General features: G+C 35.6%; 15 protein-coding genes. 5 read left to right on the top strand and 10 right to left on the bottom strand.

Annotated elements, in window-relative coordinates:
* Positions 1–22: 22 nt before the first annotated feature.
* Entirely contained in the window at positions 23–568 is a 546-nt protein-coding gene (locus tag RHP64_RS04005; RefSeq protein ID WP_011679589.1) for a TetR/AcrR family transcriptional regulator, read from the top strand.
* A gap of 47 nt (positions 569–615) precedes the next feature.
* Here RHP64_RS04005 and RHP64_RS04000 read toward each other — a convergent pair whose 3' ends face one another.
* The 3 genes from RHP64_RS04000 to RHP64_RS03990 are packed head-to-tail and all read right to left on the bottom strand — an operon-like array spanning position 616 to position 3,801.
* The gene (locus RHP64_RS04000) at positions 616–1,311 is read right to left on the bottom strand and encodes an ABC transporter ATP-binding protein (protein ID WP_025267977.1); all 696 of its coding nucleotides are present in this window, start codon (positions 1,309–1,311) and stop codon (positions 616–618) included.
* Between the two features lie 4 nt (positions 1,312–1,315).
* Positions 1,316–2,362, bottom strand: a complete 1,047-nt coding sequence (locus RHP64_RS03995) for an ABC transporter permease (RefSeq protein WP_025267976.1) — start codon at positions 2,360–2,362, stop codon at positions 1,316–1,318.
* 26 nt (positions 2,363–2,388) lie between these two features.
* On the bottom strand, positions 2,389–3,801 hold the full coding sequence (locus tag RHP64_RS03990; protein WP_025267975.1) for a cryptochrome/photolyase family protein: 1,413 nt from the start codon (positions 3,799–3,801) through the stop codon (positions 2,389–2,391).
* A gap of 243 nt (positions 3,802–4,044) precedes the next feature.
* On the opposite strand from RHP64_RS03990, the gene add reads away from it, so the two are divergent.
* On the top strand, positions 4,045–5,058 hold the full coding sequence (gene add, locus RHP64_RS03985; protein ID WP_061514811.1) for an adenosine deaminase: 1,014 nt from the start codon (positions 4,045–4,047) through the stop codon (positions 5,056–5,058).
* A 49-nt stretch (positions 5,059–5,107) separates the two neighbouring features.
* On the opposite strand, the gene RHP64_RS03980 is transcribed toward add, so the two are convergent.
* A complete protein-coding gene (locus RHP64_RS03980; protein ID WP_061514810.1) occupies positions 5,108–6,808 on the bottom strand; it encodes a hypothetical protein in 1,701 nt (566 codons plus the stop codon).
* Between the two features lie 194 nt (positions 6,809–7,002).
* Between RHP64_RS03980 and RHP64_RS03975 the strand changes: the two genes are divergently transcribed.
* Positions 7,003–8,676 (top strand): hypothetical protein, encoded by a 1,674-nt coding sequence (locus tag RHP64_RS03975; protein ID WP_061514809.1) that lies wholly within the window; start codon positions 7,003–7,005, stop codon positions 8,674–8,676.
* 76 nt (positions 8,677–8,752) lie between these two features.
* On the opposite strand, the gene RHP64_RS03970 is transcribed toward RHP64_RS03975, so the two are convergent.
* The 5 genes from RHP64_RS03970 to RHP64_RS03950 all read right to left on the bottom strand — a co-directional run bounded on the left by RHP64_RS03970 (position 8,753) and on the right by RHP64_RS03950 (position 13,242).
* Positions 8,753–10,084 carry a dihydrolipoyl dehydrogenase family protein gene (locus RHP64_RS03970; RefSeq protein ID WP_061514808.1) on the bottom strand — a complete coding sequence of 444 codons (1,332 nt, stop codon included), beginning with the start codon at positions 10,082–10,084 and terminating at the stop codon, positions 8,753–8,755.
* A 95-nt stretch (positions 10,085–10,179) separates the two neighbouring features.
* Entirely contained in the window at positions 10,180–10,980 is an 801-nt protein-coding gene (locus tag RHP64_RS03965; RefSeq protein ID WP_014324559.1) for a metal ABC transporter permease, read from the bottom strand.
* Positions 10,973–11,659, bottom strand: coding sequence for an ATP-binding cassette domain-containing protein (locus tag RHP64_RS03960; RefSeq protein ID WP_025267970.1), 687 nt, complete (start codon positions 11,657–11,659; stop codon positions 10,973–10,975). Before RHP64_RS03960 ends, RHP64_RS03965 begins: the two co-directional genes overlap by 8 nt.
* Positions 11,660–11,666: 7 nt before the next feature.
* The gene (locus tag RHP64_RS03955; protein ID WP_061514807.1) at positions 11,667–12,557 is read right to left on the bottom strand and encodes a metal ABC transporter solute-binding protein; all 891 of its coding nucleotides are present in this window, start codon (positions 12,555–12,557) and stop codon (positions 11,667–11,669) included.
* A gap of 235 nt (positions 12,558–12,792) precedes the next feature.
* On the bottom strand, positions 12,793–13,242 hold the full coding sequence (locus RHP64_RS03950; protein WP_025267969.1) for a Fur family transcriptional regulator: 450 nt from the start codon (positions 13,240–13,242) through the stop codon (positions 12,793–12,795).
* Between the two features lie 256 nt (positions 13,243–13,498).
* Between RHP64_RS03950 and kdsA the strand changes: the two genes are divergently transcribed.
* Entirely contained in the window at positions 13,499–14,350 is an 852-nt protein-coding gene (kdsA, locus tag RHP64_RS03945) for a 3-deoxy-8-phosphooctulonate synthase (RefSeq protein ID WP_011679578.1), read from the top strand.
* Positions 14,334–15,290 carry a KpsF/GutQ family sugar-phosphate isomerase gene (locus RHP64_RS03940; RefSeq protein ID WP_025267968.1) on the top strand — a complete coding sequence of 319 codons (957 nt, stop codon included), beginning with the start codon at positions 14,334–14,336 and terminating at the stop codon, positions 15,288–15,290. Before kdsA ends, RHP64_RS03940 begins: the two co-directional genes overlap by 17 nt.
* A 64-nt stretch (positions 15,291–15,354) precedes the next feature.
* On the opposite strand, the gene RHP64_RS03935 is transcribed toward RHP64_RS03940, so the two are convergent.
* Positions 15,355–16,638 (bottom strand): chloride channel protein, encoded by a 1,284-nt coding sequence (locus RHP64_RS03935; RefSeq protein WP_025267967.1) that lies wholly within the window; start codon positions 16,636–16,638, stop codon positions 15,355–15,357.
* Between the last annotated feature and the right edge of the window lie 67 nt (positions 16,639–16,705).

Genomic DNA, 16,705 nt, shown 5'->3' with positions numbered 1-16,705 from the left:
ACTAATGAATCGGAGAAATAAAATGGTTGGTACCAAAAATAATAGACGTGCACAGTTAACGAAAAAAAACATACAAGATGCTCTAATACACCTAATGAGCGATAAAAATATCAACAGTATATCTGTGACAGATATTTGTAAAACTGCTGATATTAATCGTGGGACATTTTATGCTCATTTTGTTGATGTTGCTGATTGCATGAATCATATGGAAAAAGAAACTGCTAATGAACTTTTTTCTATACTTGAGAATGATAAACAAACTGATTCTGTAGAAGTTTTATTGCAAGCCATATTTGAACTAGTTAAAAAAAATAATAAAGTTTTCAATTTTATTTTGACTGAAGATCAAGACTTTTTAGCAAATATTTTATCTACCACAAAACAGAAGTTTTTTAACCAGCTTGTTCCAGACGACGACACACTATCAATGAGTGAAAAGCAATTTCTATACGAGTATACGTTGAACGGAGTTGTTGGTATGATCAGACATTGGATAAAAAGTGACATGAAAGAGTCGCCTAAGACGCTCACATCTTATTTCAACAAATGGTGTTATCAGTCTTAAATTTTCCTTCTCTAATAAAAAAACCTACGTGATTCACGTAGGTTTTTTTAATATATCTCACTGAATTTACCATCATCAATTTTGGACATTTTGCCATCAATAATTTGATAAACTTTATCCACCTCTTCCTTCAAACGTAAATCATGGGTAACAACAATAATTGTTTTATCATTCTTATGGGCTAATTCACGTAATAGCGACATAACTTCTTTGGACCGGGCTGTATCCAATGAAGCAGTTGGTTCATCGGCTAAAATATATTCCGGATCAGCATACAAGGCCCGCGCAATAGCAACACGTTGTCTTTGACCACCAGAGAGTTCGTTAGGATACTTTTCTCCCAAGTCCTCGATAGCTAATGTTTTTAAAACAGTACGAAACGCTTCATGAGATAAATGTTGTTCTTTTACTTTATCTACTAGTTCAAATTGCTCATTAACCGTTAAGTAAGGCACTAGGTTATAAGATTGCAAAATAAACCCTACCGTATTTAATCGGAGATCTGACTGCTCTTTTTTCGATAACTCGCCGATTATTTCATCATTAATTTTCACCGTACCGGATGTGGGAGATTGTAATCCACCAGCAATTGTTAAAAAAGTTGTTTTCCCAGAACCTGAAGGACCAACAACTAATATTAATTGCTGGGAGTCAGCACTGAAATTAACATTATCCAAAGCCAAAAATTCACTTGTTCCGGTGCCATATTTTTTACTAACATTTTCAAACTCTAAGCGTGACATAGTATTAACCTCCAATCATTTCAAATGGATCTACTTTAATGATTTGCCTGATTGGTAATAAGGAACCAAGTAACGACATAATCAAAATACCAAAACTTGTGGCAACCACTTGCGTGGTTGAAATGGCTATTGGCACCTCGCTAGGGAGAACGTAAGAAGTTATAATTGTAAAAATAATTGCCAGCCCGATACCCACCACTGCCATTAAAAATGTTTGTGTGAGGGTGTTTAATACCAGATATTTAGTAGAAATACCCTGCGCTTTCATAACACCAAAATTAGGTAATTTTTGAATTGTCAAGATGTATAAGAAGATTGAAATAACAATCAAAACAATCACAAAAAGAAAACCAATCATAAATTTAAAGGTTAACTGCTGGGCTTGATAACCCGGTAACTTTTCAATAAAACTATTTATCGTGTACAACTTGCTATTCTTAAAGTGAGCGTCGCCTGTGATCTTTTTATTAAACACTAACGCGTTGACGGGAGCCTGGTTAATTTTCTTTAAAGTTTGAAAAGACGTATAAATAACCGGTGCCACGTTCAGGGATGCATTCGAAGTAAAGCCAACAATCTTCAACTTCGCGTCACTGTTAGCTATGGTAATCTCATCCCCAATTTTAAACCCTGATTTTTTTAATTCATCAGATACGGTCGCCGTATTATTTCCAGTAAAACGATGCCCAGATATAATTTTTATGTTTTTATAGATAAAGCCATCACTTTTAATTGCCAAAATTTGTGCGTTAGTTTTATCAGCATGGCTGTTCTTAACTAGTGTGCTGTACTGGCTAATTGCAGTTCCTTGCCCACTAACCTTCTTTTGATCATCACTATCCAGAAATGACTGTGTCAACCGTCCTTCAGCATCTTTGTCTAATAGTATCTTTGATGCCTGCCATTGCGTAATTGCCGACTTGTTTAAATCAGACAATCCCGTAGCAAGACCATTTAGAATAAAAACTAAATAGCTAATAAAAAGTATTAACGTAACAATTAAACTATAACGTAATTTCTCATGTCTGATTTCTCTTAATGCCAAAAACATGATATGCCTCCTGCCTCTCTAACTGTTTAATTAACATCTTTACTGCTCTCATAAATGCTAATTGCGCGTTTCCTTGCGTAAGAATGATCCACAATCGGAAAGGGATAGTTCTGACCTATTCTAACATTAAATCGTGTCTGTTCTGATTCCGAGAGTTTTCCTGGTTCATGAATCATTTTGTTGTCCACATTCTTTAGTTCTGGCACATATTTTTTAATGAATAATCCATTTGAATCAAATTTTTTTGATTGTAAAGTAGGATTAAATATTCGAAAATAAGGAACACTATCTGTTCCCGTAGAAGCAGCCCACTGCCAACCGCCAATATTACTTGCCGCATCATAATCTAGCAATTTATTGTGAAAGTAAGCCTCTCCCCACCGCCAATCAATGAGTAAATCTTTAGTCAAAAATGAAGCGACAATCATTCTTAAACGATTATGCATCCATCCAGTCGCATTTAATTGCCTCATAGCAGCGTCTACAATCGGAAAACCAGTTTGGCCTGTCCGCCAGGCTTCAAATTGCTGTTCATTGTTTATCCAATCAACATGTCGAAAATCCTTATTAATCGATTCAACATTTTGGTTCGGGTACATCACATAAATCATGTTGTAGAAGTCACGCCAGCAAAGCTCTTTCATAAACGTGCTTTTGCCATCACTATCAGGAGATTGATCAATTGCTCGCCAAACTGTTCGAATTGATATTTCTCCAGTCCGCAAATATCGCGACAAATGGCTTGTGCTGTCGTTTGCCGGAAAGTCTCTTTCCTCATCATACTGATCTAAACTTTCATTAATGAATCGATTGAGCACCTTTTTGGCCGTCTCACTACCTAAATCTTTTTTTATAAAAGAAAAACGATCATCAATAAATGTTTCTAGTAGCTGCTCATTTTCTGGAAAAAGTAATCGGGCGCTTTTGATTCGTTTATCAATCACATAGCTTACTGGTGCTGGCTTTTCTTGGCGTATCCACCTTTTAAAGTAAGGGGTAAATACTTTGTACCCTGCCCCTGAATCCTTTTTTACTTCGGTGGCACCGTGTAGATTATAATCAATATAAGGATGTGCTTTCACCTTTAACTTATCCTCAAAAAAAGCTACACTTTTTTGATCCCTATTTCTCCCAAAGCCTCTTTCATCAAAATTAAAAAAGATGTCATGCCAATCTGGCAACTTCTGTTTTAAAGAAGCAAAGCAGTCATTAATATCACCATACATTATGTTTAAAGTAATACCTTGTTTTTTGAGTTTGTTTTTAAAATACAAGACACTCGCAAAAAAAGCACTCTGATTGACAGTACTCGTTTCTGTCACTTGTTCCGGATTGATATGAAACACACAAAAAATTTCATTACTATGTCGCAATGCATTAAATAATGCAATATTATCCTCTAATCTAAGATCTCTGCGAAACCACATAACAGATACCATTCTATCCCCCCTACTTCTTTATGGTTGCGAATAATTATGGCAAAACACCATAACAGTTGCCTATAGTGCATTGTATCAAATTAATAAATAATAAACTATTAAAGCGTTTATCGCCAATAAACGAACAATAAAAAATAAATTAAACAATAAATAAGTATTTATCGACTATTTTCAATCAATCAGTATGTTAAAATAAAAAATATCAATAAATTAAGAACAATACAGCAAATGGAGTACAACACAATGACAACTGTGATTACGAATGAATTCACAAAAAAACTACCAAAATGCGAGTTACATGTGCATATTGAAGGAACCATTGAACCAGAGCTAAAGCTTAAGTTAGCACAACGCAATCATATTACGCTAACTGAAACAACCGTCGAGGACATACAAAAATCTTATCAATTTAACGATCTAGCGTCCTTTTTAGCTGTCTACTATCCAGGAATGTCAGTTTTAATAACTGAAGAAGATTTTTATGATTTAGCTTTTGACTATTTACGACGAGCTGCTGACAATAATGTTCGTCATGTCGAAATTTTCTTTGATCCTCAAGCTCATACGACGCGAGGTATTGCCTTTAAAACAATCATTACTGGCCTCCATAGAGCCATTGTAGATGCACGTGCTTTAAATGTTGATGCTGCACTTATTATGTGTTTCTTGCGTGATTTACCGAAAGAGTCAGCTCGGCAAACGCTTCTAGAAGCGCTTCCTTACAAAGATAAATTTATTGGTGTAGGACTTGATTCTGATGAACATAATAATCCGCCTTTAAAGTTTGCTCGTCAGTTTGAATATGCCGCAGCCCACGGCCTGCATTTAACAACTCATTGTGATATTGATCAGAAGGATTCCATTGACCATATCCGCCAAGCACTTGAAATCATGGAAGTCGAGCGACTCGACCACGGTACCAACATCGTCGAAGACCCAGACTTAGTCAACTTCGTTATTAAAAAAGGAATCGGTTTGACATCTTGCCCCCTCTCTAATTCTTTTGTTACGCCAGATATGAAGGGTAAAGAATTGATTGACTTGTTAAACCAAGGTGTTAAAATTTCCATTCATTCTGATGATCCAGCCTATTTTGGTGGATATATCAGTGACAATTACTATAAAATGGCTACTGATTTCAATCTAAGTAAGGAGCAACTAATTCAGTTAGCTCGCAATTCTTTTGAATCAGCTTGGATTAGTACCGACCAGAAAGAATTATATTTAAAAGAGTTGGAACAATACGCCGCCAAATAATAAGAAAAGCCTATTCCTTTAATGGGAACAGGCTTTTCTTAGTTAATCATCACTCGTTCAAAAATTTGAACTTGTAATTCATATAAAATACAATTAACCAACTGATAAAATTAAATATGAGTATCGTATCTAACAGACGATCACTACGATAAGAAACAACTAATTCATTGTGACCTTTCCTTTGTTTGACGATTGGCGTTCCTATTCGACTGAGTTTGACATTTGTGTGCAGCATTTTTTGATTTAATCGCAAGATGGTATCTGTGTACTTTATAACCGGAACCTGAATATTCTTAACGCTTCTGCCTTCCCATTCGACTACCAACTTATTGCCTTTAACAGACTTATGGAAGTATTTTTGTTTGTTAATAACTTGATGATGATAAAGTGAATATTTATCTTTACACTTAACTGTTTTCACCGGTAAGTAATCAGGGGTGGACTTTACCACGTATTGTAAAGCTTGTACTTTATTTTTTATGAAAAAAGATTTCTTGATTTCACTGGTATTTTCAGACGTAAAATACGTATGAACAGAAGAATTTAAAAAGGATTCGGTTTGGTGCCACACATTCAAGGCATTGTTAGTTGAAATGCCTGTTTGCAACAACGACAATAGTAATAAACCATAGCTGATGAGCCCAAAAATAACTGATCTAGTATGCCACTTTTCCAAAAGCAAACCAACTGCTAGGAGTAGTAAAACTGTGAAAGGTACGAAAAAACGAAACGGAAATTGAATTGTCTCAATTAATTGATTATGGGAATTATTCAATAATTTCCACGGAAATAGATCTGTACATAAAATAAACAAAAATCCGCAGGTAACCGCTGTTACTTTCAATAATTGCGACTCTTTTTTCCAATGCTTACAGATCGTCCATAGAGCAAACAGCACAATAATCATTAAGATGGGCGGATAAAATAACCAATAACTACTACCTTTAAAAATAGTTGTTTCTGCCATCCATTTATTGACAAATGGTTGAGCAATATTATTTTCACTGTAAATAGCAATAAAACTATAGAGTACATTTAATACTAGAAAACCGAAAATAACAATGGCTAATCCTAGCTGTTTCAAAAGCTTAATTTTAGTGTGCTTACTGTTAGCAAAAAAAGCTGTTAAGAAAAAGCAAGCATACACAAACACAAGCAAAAAAGCTGATAACATATGGATTTGACACATGACGCCGATACATATAGCCGTTTGGATTGGATGAAGCGTCTTTTTTTCAATTAAGTCAATTAGCGGTATAAGGCAGAGTGGAAATAATGCTGCTCCCCAACTCGAAAATCCTTGTCGTAATGTCCAATATTGAACAGAGTATGTGGTCATATAAAAAATACCTAATGGTATTCTATATACAAGCTGTACACCAGCTTTTTTTAAAAGAAGATACAAGGACAAGCCAGAAAAAAAATACAAAATGCCATTTGAAATCACCTGATAACCAAACCAAGAAGGACTAATTAATACAATCAGCCCTTGGATGTAGGCCATAAATGGTCCATACAAGGCATTGACAATTCGACCAGAAGATTGGAATCCATACATGGAAATAAAATATTGAAAGTTCCCATGTTTTATCTGCATAGCCGTATCATACAAGCGATTAAAATGAAAAATAGCATCAGACCCAATAATCATTGCATGATTTAAGAAGAATGGTATTAAAAGCAGTATTGACGACAGTAGTAGAATGGCGATTGGCCATAGTTTTTTAACCTGTTGTAAAAATGTTGACATAACTTCCCCTATTTATGTATTTCTTGGCTAAGATTAGACGCCAGAAAAATACTATCGTTTTAACATAAAATGAACATTAATTTTAAACATATTTATACATAATGACATTTTAGTCTTTTTATAGTTGCTATTTGACCTTGTTTTTATTATGGTAGGTATAAATCAGTTTAGAACGAACTAAAAAAGGATATATCATGTTAAGACGTCATTCCCCAGTATGGTTGCATCACTTCATTGTTTTTGTCATTATCTGTGTATCATCACTCTTATCAACGTTACCCGCTTTTACCAACAACACATTCAAATTGAGCTACGATGGTAATATTCACTTGGCACGCTACGACGCTATAACACAAGCGCTTAGTCATGGTTCTTTACCCCCTCTTGTAAATTTTATTGGCCTTCACCACACTGGGCTTGCCATGAACGGTATGTATCCATGGATAACTAGCACTATTTTTATAATCCCCAAATTATTGTTTAATAATCCGATAGTTGCATTAATGGTTGGATTTATCATTTTAAACTTTTTAACAATTTTCAACGTTTTCCTACTAGCTAAGTTTATAACACATAAAAGATGGATTCAAATACTCGGCGTAACAATATACCAATTTAGTTCTTATCATATGGCTGTCCTTTATTCTCGCAATGCACTTGGGGAAGCACTGGCTTATGCTTTTTTACCCCTAGTACTGCTGGGATGTCTCAAAATATGGCATAATTTAGCAAATGGTTGGCTATACTTAGGATTCGGTATGGGCGCCATCGCTAACAGTCACATTCTTTCTCTAATCATTGTAACAATCATGATTGCTATTTTCTGTTTTATCAGAATTTTGCGTCATCAATTAACACGAAAAGAAGTTATCAATTACACAAAAGCCGCTGTTCTAGCGATTTTATCGTCTTTTTATACGCTCACTAACATCGGATCACTGCTATCCTCCAATTTATTAATGAGTCCAACACCAAAATTAGTACCGTTAAATGCAACAAAATACTGGCAAGCTCTTCTTGATAATAGTATCATTGAACGTTCCGCTAGCTTTAACATGGGACCAATTAACACCTTCTTATTGTTTTTCCTAATGATTATGTTGTTTACAAATAAATCTGGTTTATGGCGCCATTGGACAATTGCAACAATTATCGTATTTTTTAGCACTTTTGACTGGTTACCTTGGCAAAACCTTACCAGTACACCGATCAATATGATTCAATTTTTGGGGCGATTATTGTTCATTTCTTCCCTATTGCTAGCCATTAGTGTTATGTATTATTTTGATCAGTATCCTTTAAAATACAAAGACATTAATTTTGTGATTACCTTAGCTTTGGTTGCAGTCAGTTTAAATGCGGTTCACACTTATCACAACAAAACCACGAAAGATGGTTACCGGTTTTGGCTAACTAGAGACAACTATGTCCAAACCATTAAAAATAGCGCAATAGGAATTGATTATTTACCCGCAAACAATAAGCATCAACTACAATCTAGAATAACTGCTTTACAAAATGCAAGTGTTTCTTCCCTGAAAATAAAATCGCAAACATATAATAGTGCTGAGTACATGATCACTACGGCAAAGGAAGGATACTATTCTCTACCAATTGCTGTATACTCAGGCATTCATTACAATGTTACTTTAAATCACAAAAAAGTAAAACTTGCAAACAGCCATGCTCTTAAATTAAAAATTCCTAAGGGACTGAACCATTTAAAAATTACGGTTACAGTAAATATCAGTAATTATTTCACGATGCTGATTAGTCTATTAACGACAGTGTACAGTATCGGGAAACTAACATTTGCCAACTCAAACAGTTTTGCAAGAAAAAACAAAAAGCGCCAGAAGGATAAGTAATATCTTTTTGGCGTTTTTTATTATACTTTTTTATTTTATGATCACAGCACCATAGAAAGTTTAAGCTGCCACTAGCTTATAACAAATCCCAAGTAGAGGCGCTGATTGAAGGGAACAAGTGAATTAGCCGAGCAATTTCTTCTTTGTTAAACTTAAATTCAACGGCTGGCAGCAATGTGTTGATCACATTTTCTGCTTGCTCACTGACTTCTGTTGCACCAAGCAATCGATGTTCATCATCAAAAATTAAGGTGTTCTCACTAATTGTTTCCTTGTTCACCTTACGATACCAATCACCAACCAAATTATTCTCTTCAATTTGATAATTGTTCTCTTTTGCCTCTTCAACAGTTACTCCAACTTTAGCAATTCTAGGAGATGTAAATACAACTGATGGAATCACAGGATATGTGATAGGTTCTCTGCTTTGCCCAGAAAAACGCTTAAACAAATAAGTTGATTCAAAAATTGCTGTTGGCGTCAATTTAGGCTGTATTTTATCAATAACATCACCTGATGCGTATATGTTATCAACATTAGTTTGCAAATACTCGTTAACGATCACACCTTTTTCATTGTAGTTCACGCCAATCTTTGATAACCCTAGGTTGTCGGTGTTTGGGATGCGACCAGTCGCATCTAACACCCATCCAACTGATAATGATTGATCATCACCATAATTTACGATAACTTGATCACCTGATTTTTCAAAACTTGAAACCTTAGCATTTTTAACAAACTTTACCCCACGTTCCTTAAGGTCATCAATTACTTTGTTGACATATGGCTGATAAAATTCTTTAAGCGCTTTGTCCCCGTGCATCAGCACTGTAACGTCAGAACCAGCAGCATTGGCAATTGTTACAAACTCCATGCTAATGTAGCCAGATCCTATAATAACAATCTTGTCGGGTAATTCAGTTAAATCCATAAACTCACGGCTATCATGGGCCAACTCACTACCAGGAATATCAAGCCTATGTGGACGTAAGCCAGTTGAAATGACAATTTTATCAGCTGTTTTTGGCTGACCATCTACTAGAATAGTATGATTATCTTGAAAAACACCTGATCCTTGAATAATATCAATCCCTGAACTCTTGATAAGTCCACCAATCATCCCTGGCAACTCGTCAATCACTTCTTGCTTGTGCGCAACACTTTCTTTCCAGTTAATTTTCAAGTTACCCGCAACAACGCCCGAGAAACGCTCTGATTCACGAAGTAAAGTAACTGGAGCATCGAGTGTAATTTTAGCATTACAACCATAGTTTGGACATGTACCACCAATCAAATCTTTTTCGATAATACCGACTTTGACCCCTGATTGAGCAAGTGGAACTGCACCATCAAACGTCCCATGCCCACTACCCAAATATAAAACATCATAATCGTATTGCTGTGTCATAAAATTTCCTCCAATTTTAGTGGTTCTTCCTATATTAGTTATGGCAATTATAGTTCAGGCAAATGTTTATGGCAAACAATATACTCGCTCAATGATTAACGATGTAACATGTCTATTTTATAATATAGCAATGATAAGCAATAAATAGCACCCTCAATAATAGTGATAAAGAAGCTGACAGGCCAATTACTAATATAGCTCAAATACAATCCCATCCAGGTGCCAAACAATGCAAACACAAACGAAAGCAATATCATATGATGGACAGACCTAACAATGTATTTGGCAGAGGATGCAGGAACCGTTAACAAAGAAAATATCAATAATGATCCAACAATTTGCGCGGTCACACTGACAGTGCATGCCACTAGTATTAAAAATAGTAAAGAAATCCAGACGGTGCCTTTAGCATTCAAATCAGAACCGATTGTATCAAAAGATATATACTTGAGCTTTCGATACATTAATAGCGTGATTAATAAAATAACGATAATTAAAACTAATAGCTCATATAAATTTTCTTGGCTAATACCAACAATACTACCAAATAAAATGTTAGTAGCATAACTAGACTGCTTAGTCGACAGCGACAAAAATAAAACGCCTAATCCAATGAATATTGCTGAAAAAACACTAATAGAAGATTCCCGTTGACTCAACCGGTTACCTGCGAGAGAAACAAATATTGAACTTAGTATCGTAAATAATAGCATGCCGCCAATGGGTGATATTCCGGCAAAAATAGCAAAACTTGCACCTGAAAAACTAATTTCAGATAAAGTATGGACATAAAAGGATGTTTTACGTGCCACAACGAAAACACCAACAACTGCACAAATAATTGATATAAAAAAGCTTGCTATGAACGCATACTGCATAAACGGATAATTAAACATGCGTACCCCTTTCTGCAGAAGAAGGCAATTCGTTCATTTCACCGTGGTGATTACTAATGTGCAGTTCATAATCACCAAACAAACTAACCAGCTCCGGATCATGTGTAATGAAAATAACAGCTAACTGTTCTTGTGCAATAACTTTTTTAACTAGTTTCAAAAGATCAATCCGTGACTCATAATCCAAATTAGAGGTACTCTCATCTAAAATCAACATCTTGGGATTTGCCATTAATGCTTGTGCTAAGTAGGCACGCTGCTTTTCGCCACCTGAAACACGACCTAAAGCACGATTCTTAATCTCGTTTAAATTAGTTACAGAAATAATTTTTTCTAAGTGCTTCTTTTCTGAAAGAGTTAGCCAAGGCGTAAGAGGATGCGTCAAATTCAACACTACAAAATCCTTTACACTAAGCGGATACTCTGCATCAATATCTCTAAATTGTGGTACTAATTGAATGTCATCAAATTTAATGTGCAAATGAATTTCTGATTGATAACTATTTTTGTCTCTTGCTGCCTTTAGTAAATAATTAATTAGGGTTGTTTTGCCAACCCCGTTATCGCCGGTGATGCATAATAATGCCCCTGAGTAGGTTGAAAAAGAAAGTTGCTGAATTAATAGACTTCCTGGCACTTCAACATCCAACTGTTTAACTTCTAAAATTTTCTCAATCATATGATGACTACTGTTCTGATTTTTGGATTTTTTCTAACTGCTTATACTGACTTAACATCCATTGTTTGTAGTTTTTACACTTAGGCATCGTTTCAGTAACATTTAATACTGGTACATCATGTTTCTTTGCTAACTTTACTAATTGTCCAACTGTTTTGTCGGTTGCTTGCGTATTTTGAACAAAGAAGCTGATTTTTTTATTTTTAATATCATCTTGCATTGCCTTGATATCTTTTGGTGATGGGTCTGTACCATCTTCAACAGACTTAGAAAAATGTGTATTATTTTCAGAATATCCAAGTTCTTCCAAAGCGTAATCAAATACCGGTTCACTTACATCAACTAACTTATTATCTGAATTCTTTTTTAGTGATTTTATTTTTGTTTGAATAGGTTCCAAGCTCGCGATGTATTTTTTAGCGTTTGCTTTAAAAGCAGCCTTATGTTTAGGATCTATTTTTGAAAACTTGTCAGCCAAGTAGTTTGCGAGTTTAGGCATGGTTTGGCTTTGATACCATAAGTGAGGATTATCGCCGTTTTTCTTTCCTAAAATATCTTCACCAACTCGAACAGATTTAACATTTGCATTTTTTGCTAGCTTAGTCATCCAAGAATCATAACCAATGCCATTGTATACAACTAAATCAGCCTTGGAAACTTCTGTAGCAACTTTGGCACTTGGTTCATAATCATGTGGATCAACATTAGGGTTCGTAATGACCGATTTAACCGTACCATACTGACCCAACACTTTTTCAGCTGCTTCACCATAAAAATCAACTGAGGAAACTACCTGGATATTTTTTGTATCAGCTCTCACTGTGCTGTTACCAGTAACAAATATGAAGAGCGTTAAAATAACGCCAATCAAACTGCCAAAAAAATACTTTTGTTTCATAATTCTATTTCCTACTTTCTCATCTATTCTAAAATTTATGTTGAGATAAACGTTTTGTTTAAGTTTGAAACATAAGAACTGCCTTCTCTTTATATTTAGTGTTAAAATATTTCTTTTTTATTATAGTAATCATTACTATTAAAGTCAACAAAAAGTAATGATTACTTTAAAAGAAAAAAAGCAACTATATCTTTACAATATAGCTGCTCTTTTTTATAAATAAGGTAACTTAATGTCATGCTCTCTTGTTATTTTGCTGACACCGGTCACACAAACCAAACAATTCTAATTTTATGTTTAATACCAAAAATTCTTTCAATGAGTCTTTTAATGCAGGAGACAAACTTGAATCTATTTTTATCACCCGATGACAATTTTGGCAAAAAAAGTGGCCATGTTGTGGCGAAACAAAGTCACATTGAAATTTGACATTCAGCTGACCATTTTCAGAACGTTGTTCAACGATGCCCAGCTCAGAGAATTCTTTGATATTACGATAAGTTGTTGTATGGCTAACATTAGGATACAGTTGTTGCATAAAACTATCAACATCAGTCACTGAGACGTATTGTGATTCAAATTTTGATAAGTATTTCAGGAGATCTTTGCGTTGTTTCGTTACACGAAATTCGCTGTTCTGTAAGATATCCAACCCTTTTTTGTATTGTGTCTCTTCATCTGTCATAGTATTACACTTTCATTATTCATCAAATTTACTTAACAATTATTATCTCTCATAATTATTATTTAGTCCACTGCTTTGTTCCAAAGTAGCAGTCGCTCTCGCTTGTTTCCTTAAAACTTGAAAAGTCATTTTTTACTACTTCTAAATTCAAAAATGCTACAATAAGTTTACCAAGGCTTCTTCACTCAATACTTGGGCTCGTGGCACATACCGCGAGGATATGTGCATCGTTTGTATCTATATAAGGAGATATATTATGACAAAAATTAGTGAAGTTTTCCAAGAGTACAATTTTTCGGATGATAAGCTAACGCTGTTAGCTGGTCCATGCGCAATTGAATCATATGAGACATGTGCTGAGGTTGCCGAAAAGTTAAAAGAAATTACTGACGAGTTGGGCATCAACTTTGTTTTCAAATCATCATTCGATAAGGCCAATCGTAGTTCACTTGATTCCGATCGTGGTGCGGGAATGGCTCATGGCCTTGAAATTTTGAAAAAGATAAAAGAGACTTATAATGTCCCTATCGTTACTGATGTTCACGAATCTTACCAATGTGAACCAGTTGCAAAGGTCGCTGATGTATTACAGATTCCTGCCTATCTAAGTCGACAAACTGACCTCTTAATTGCCGCTGGCAAAACTGGTCGTGTCGTCAATATTAAAAAAGCTCAATTCATGGCACCAGAAGATATTCAAAGTGCTGTGCATAAGGTCGAAGAAACCAACAAACATATTTTAGTTACTGAGCGTGGTAGTATGTTTGGTTATCATCAGCTCGTAGTTGATATGACCAGTCTTATTCAAATGCGTGAGACTAATTTTCCTATCATCTACGATGCTACTCACTCTATCCAAATACCTAGTGGTTATGGTAACCATTCGGGTGGTAATAGAGATTATGCATTCCCATTGATGCGCGCAGCCTTAACGATTGGTGTCGCTGGTATCTTTGCAGAAGTACACCCCAACCCACCAAAGGCTATTTCTGATCAGGATAGTCAATTATACCTTTCTAAAATACGTCCAATCTTAGAGGTAGCTAACGACCTCTTCCATCAAAATCTCAAGATGAAGGCGGTTTATGATCATGAAGGTTTATTATGAAGACGCAAAGAAAACATTTGATGTTGAGATAGAAGCACTGACTCGCGTCAAAAGCTCGCTGGGTAAATCATTTGATGAAGCAGTAGATAAAATTTTATCTACTAAAGGTCGCGTTATATTTATCGGCATTGGAAAATCTGGTATCATCGCTGATAAAATTGCTGCTTCATTTTCTTCAGTAGGCTTGGCAAGTTTCTATATTGATGCAGGGACAGCTTATCATGGTGATTTAGGACGTGTATCATCTGATGACGTTGTTATATTCATATCCAACAGTGGTGAAACACAAGAAGTACTTCAAGCCCTGTCAGCACTACAAAATATTCATAACAATGAATTGTCAACTATAGCCATGACAGGTTCTGAAGATTCGACTCTCGCAAAAAATACAGATATTGTGCTCTCAATTGATGTTGCTGAAGAAGCCGATATCACAAAGTTAGCACCAACTAGCTCAACAACAGCCACACTTGTCATGGGAGATGCCTTGCTCGTTGCCATCGAAACTGCCAAAGAGTTTGATCGTGAAAGCTTCGCGATGTACCATCCTGGCGGCTCCATTGGAAAAATTTTGCTTCAAAACGTTAAAAATTCAATGCACACTAAAATTCCCTATGTTCATGTCGACACCTCAATCAATGAGGTAATCTACCGTATCAGTGACTACGGAATAGGTATTACCTTAGTCAAAGATGAACAAGAAAATGTGATTGGTATTATTACTGATGGTGATATTCGAAAAAAGTTCCTTAATATCAGTAAAGTCAAAGGATCAACAGCAAAAGATTATATGACACAAGGCTTCATTAGTATTAGTGAAGACAAAAGAAATCGTGAAGCTTGGAGAAAAATGGCCAACTATAATATTTCCAACTTAGTCGTTTTGGATAAGGATAAAAAAGTTGTCGGTGTGGTCACCATTCATGATGTATTAGAATGATATTTGCTTTGTACCAAAAAGACTGGAAAAACCTCCAGTCTTTTTTAATATAAACATATATAAATCAGTTGAACTGACTCAATACTTTTCGCGAGATAACAATTGATATTAAAACGCCCAGACCAAGTGGTAATAACATCGCATAATTCAAATGGCAAATTTCAAATATCATAAATAAGGCCATTAACGGTGCTTGTTGTGAGGCGGCAAGTAACGTGGCAGCACCTAGTATAGCTACTTCCCACATTGGAATACCTGGAACCAAATAAAGTAAAAAACTACCAATAAATGCTCCTAGAACAGCCCCAATGGCAATTGCTGGGGTCAAGGTCCCTCCAGCAGCACCAAATCGAATAGTCAATACAGTCACCACCATTTTTGTTAAAGCACCCAATAGCAATAAACTCACAGAAAGAAACCCTTCACTGTTGATAGCCAATTGTGCTAACGACCGACCATTGCCCATCACTTCTGGGAATATTATGGAAATTAGTCCCGTGGTCAATCCCATCATAGGTAATTGCCACAGAATGTTATTCTTGCGGGTTTGATTTTTTTCTGCCCATTGGCATAACTTTCGAAATAATGCCCCAGCAATACCACATAATGGTGCAATCACTAACACCACCAGCAAAGTGGCTACTGACAATTTTGCATCCCCAACTAAGTAATATGGCTTAAAGCCTTTGGCGATTGACCCAATAAGCATTGCAATCGTTGACATACTTAAGCTGACTGCAACTGTACGTACCGTCATTTTTTTTAATAAAATTTCAGTACAAAAAAACATTCCTGTTATTGGCGCAATGTATATTCCTGCAAAACCAGCGCCTGCGGCTGATGCAATTAGTAATTTACGATCATCACTAGATAACTGAGGCAGGCTAAATTTTTCAAACACCGACCCTACTTTTTGGGCAAGCATAGCGCCAGCTTCTCGAGGAGCGAGCTCACGCCCCACTGAACCACCAGTACCTACATAAAATATTTGTGTCATGACATGAAGGATAGTTTGCCAAAAAGGCATCTTCTCTCCCGACAATGCTTTAGTAATCCCCACCGTTGGTTTTGTCTTTGTTCTTAAAAACCACCAAATAACGGCAGCAATCATACTACCGATAAGCACTGAAAATAATCGGCGGACAGGAATTGTTCCGGTTGGAGCTGGTTGCCAAACGGTTTCTTCGTAGTTCAAAAATAATTGTTCAACATACTCTAATAAAAGCCCTAAAAAAAGAGAACTGAGGCCAACGACAATGCCAATCAAAACTGTTCCACCAATTAAAACCATTAACTGATGTTTACTCTGATCGGATTTAACGTTGTTTTTCTGCAATGTGTTTTTCATGACAAGCACTCACCCTATCTCTCTGATAAATATTGAATTACCTCACTATTATATAATAACTAAACAA

It is taken from the genome of Leuconostoc sp. XM4 (genome assembly GCF_055698815.1).
Note: the sequence above shows the minus strand (reverse complement) of the source record. Positions and strands in the feature narration are given on the sequence as shown.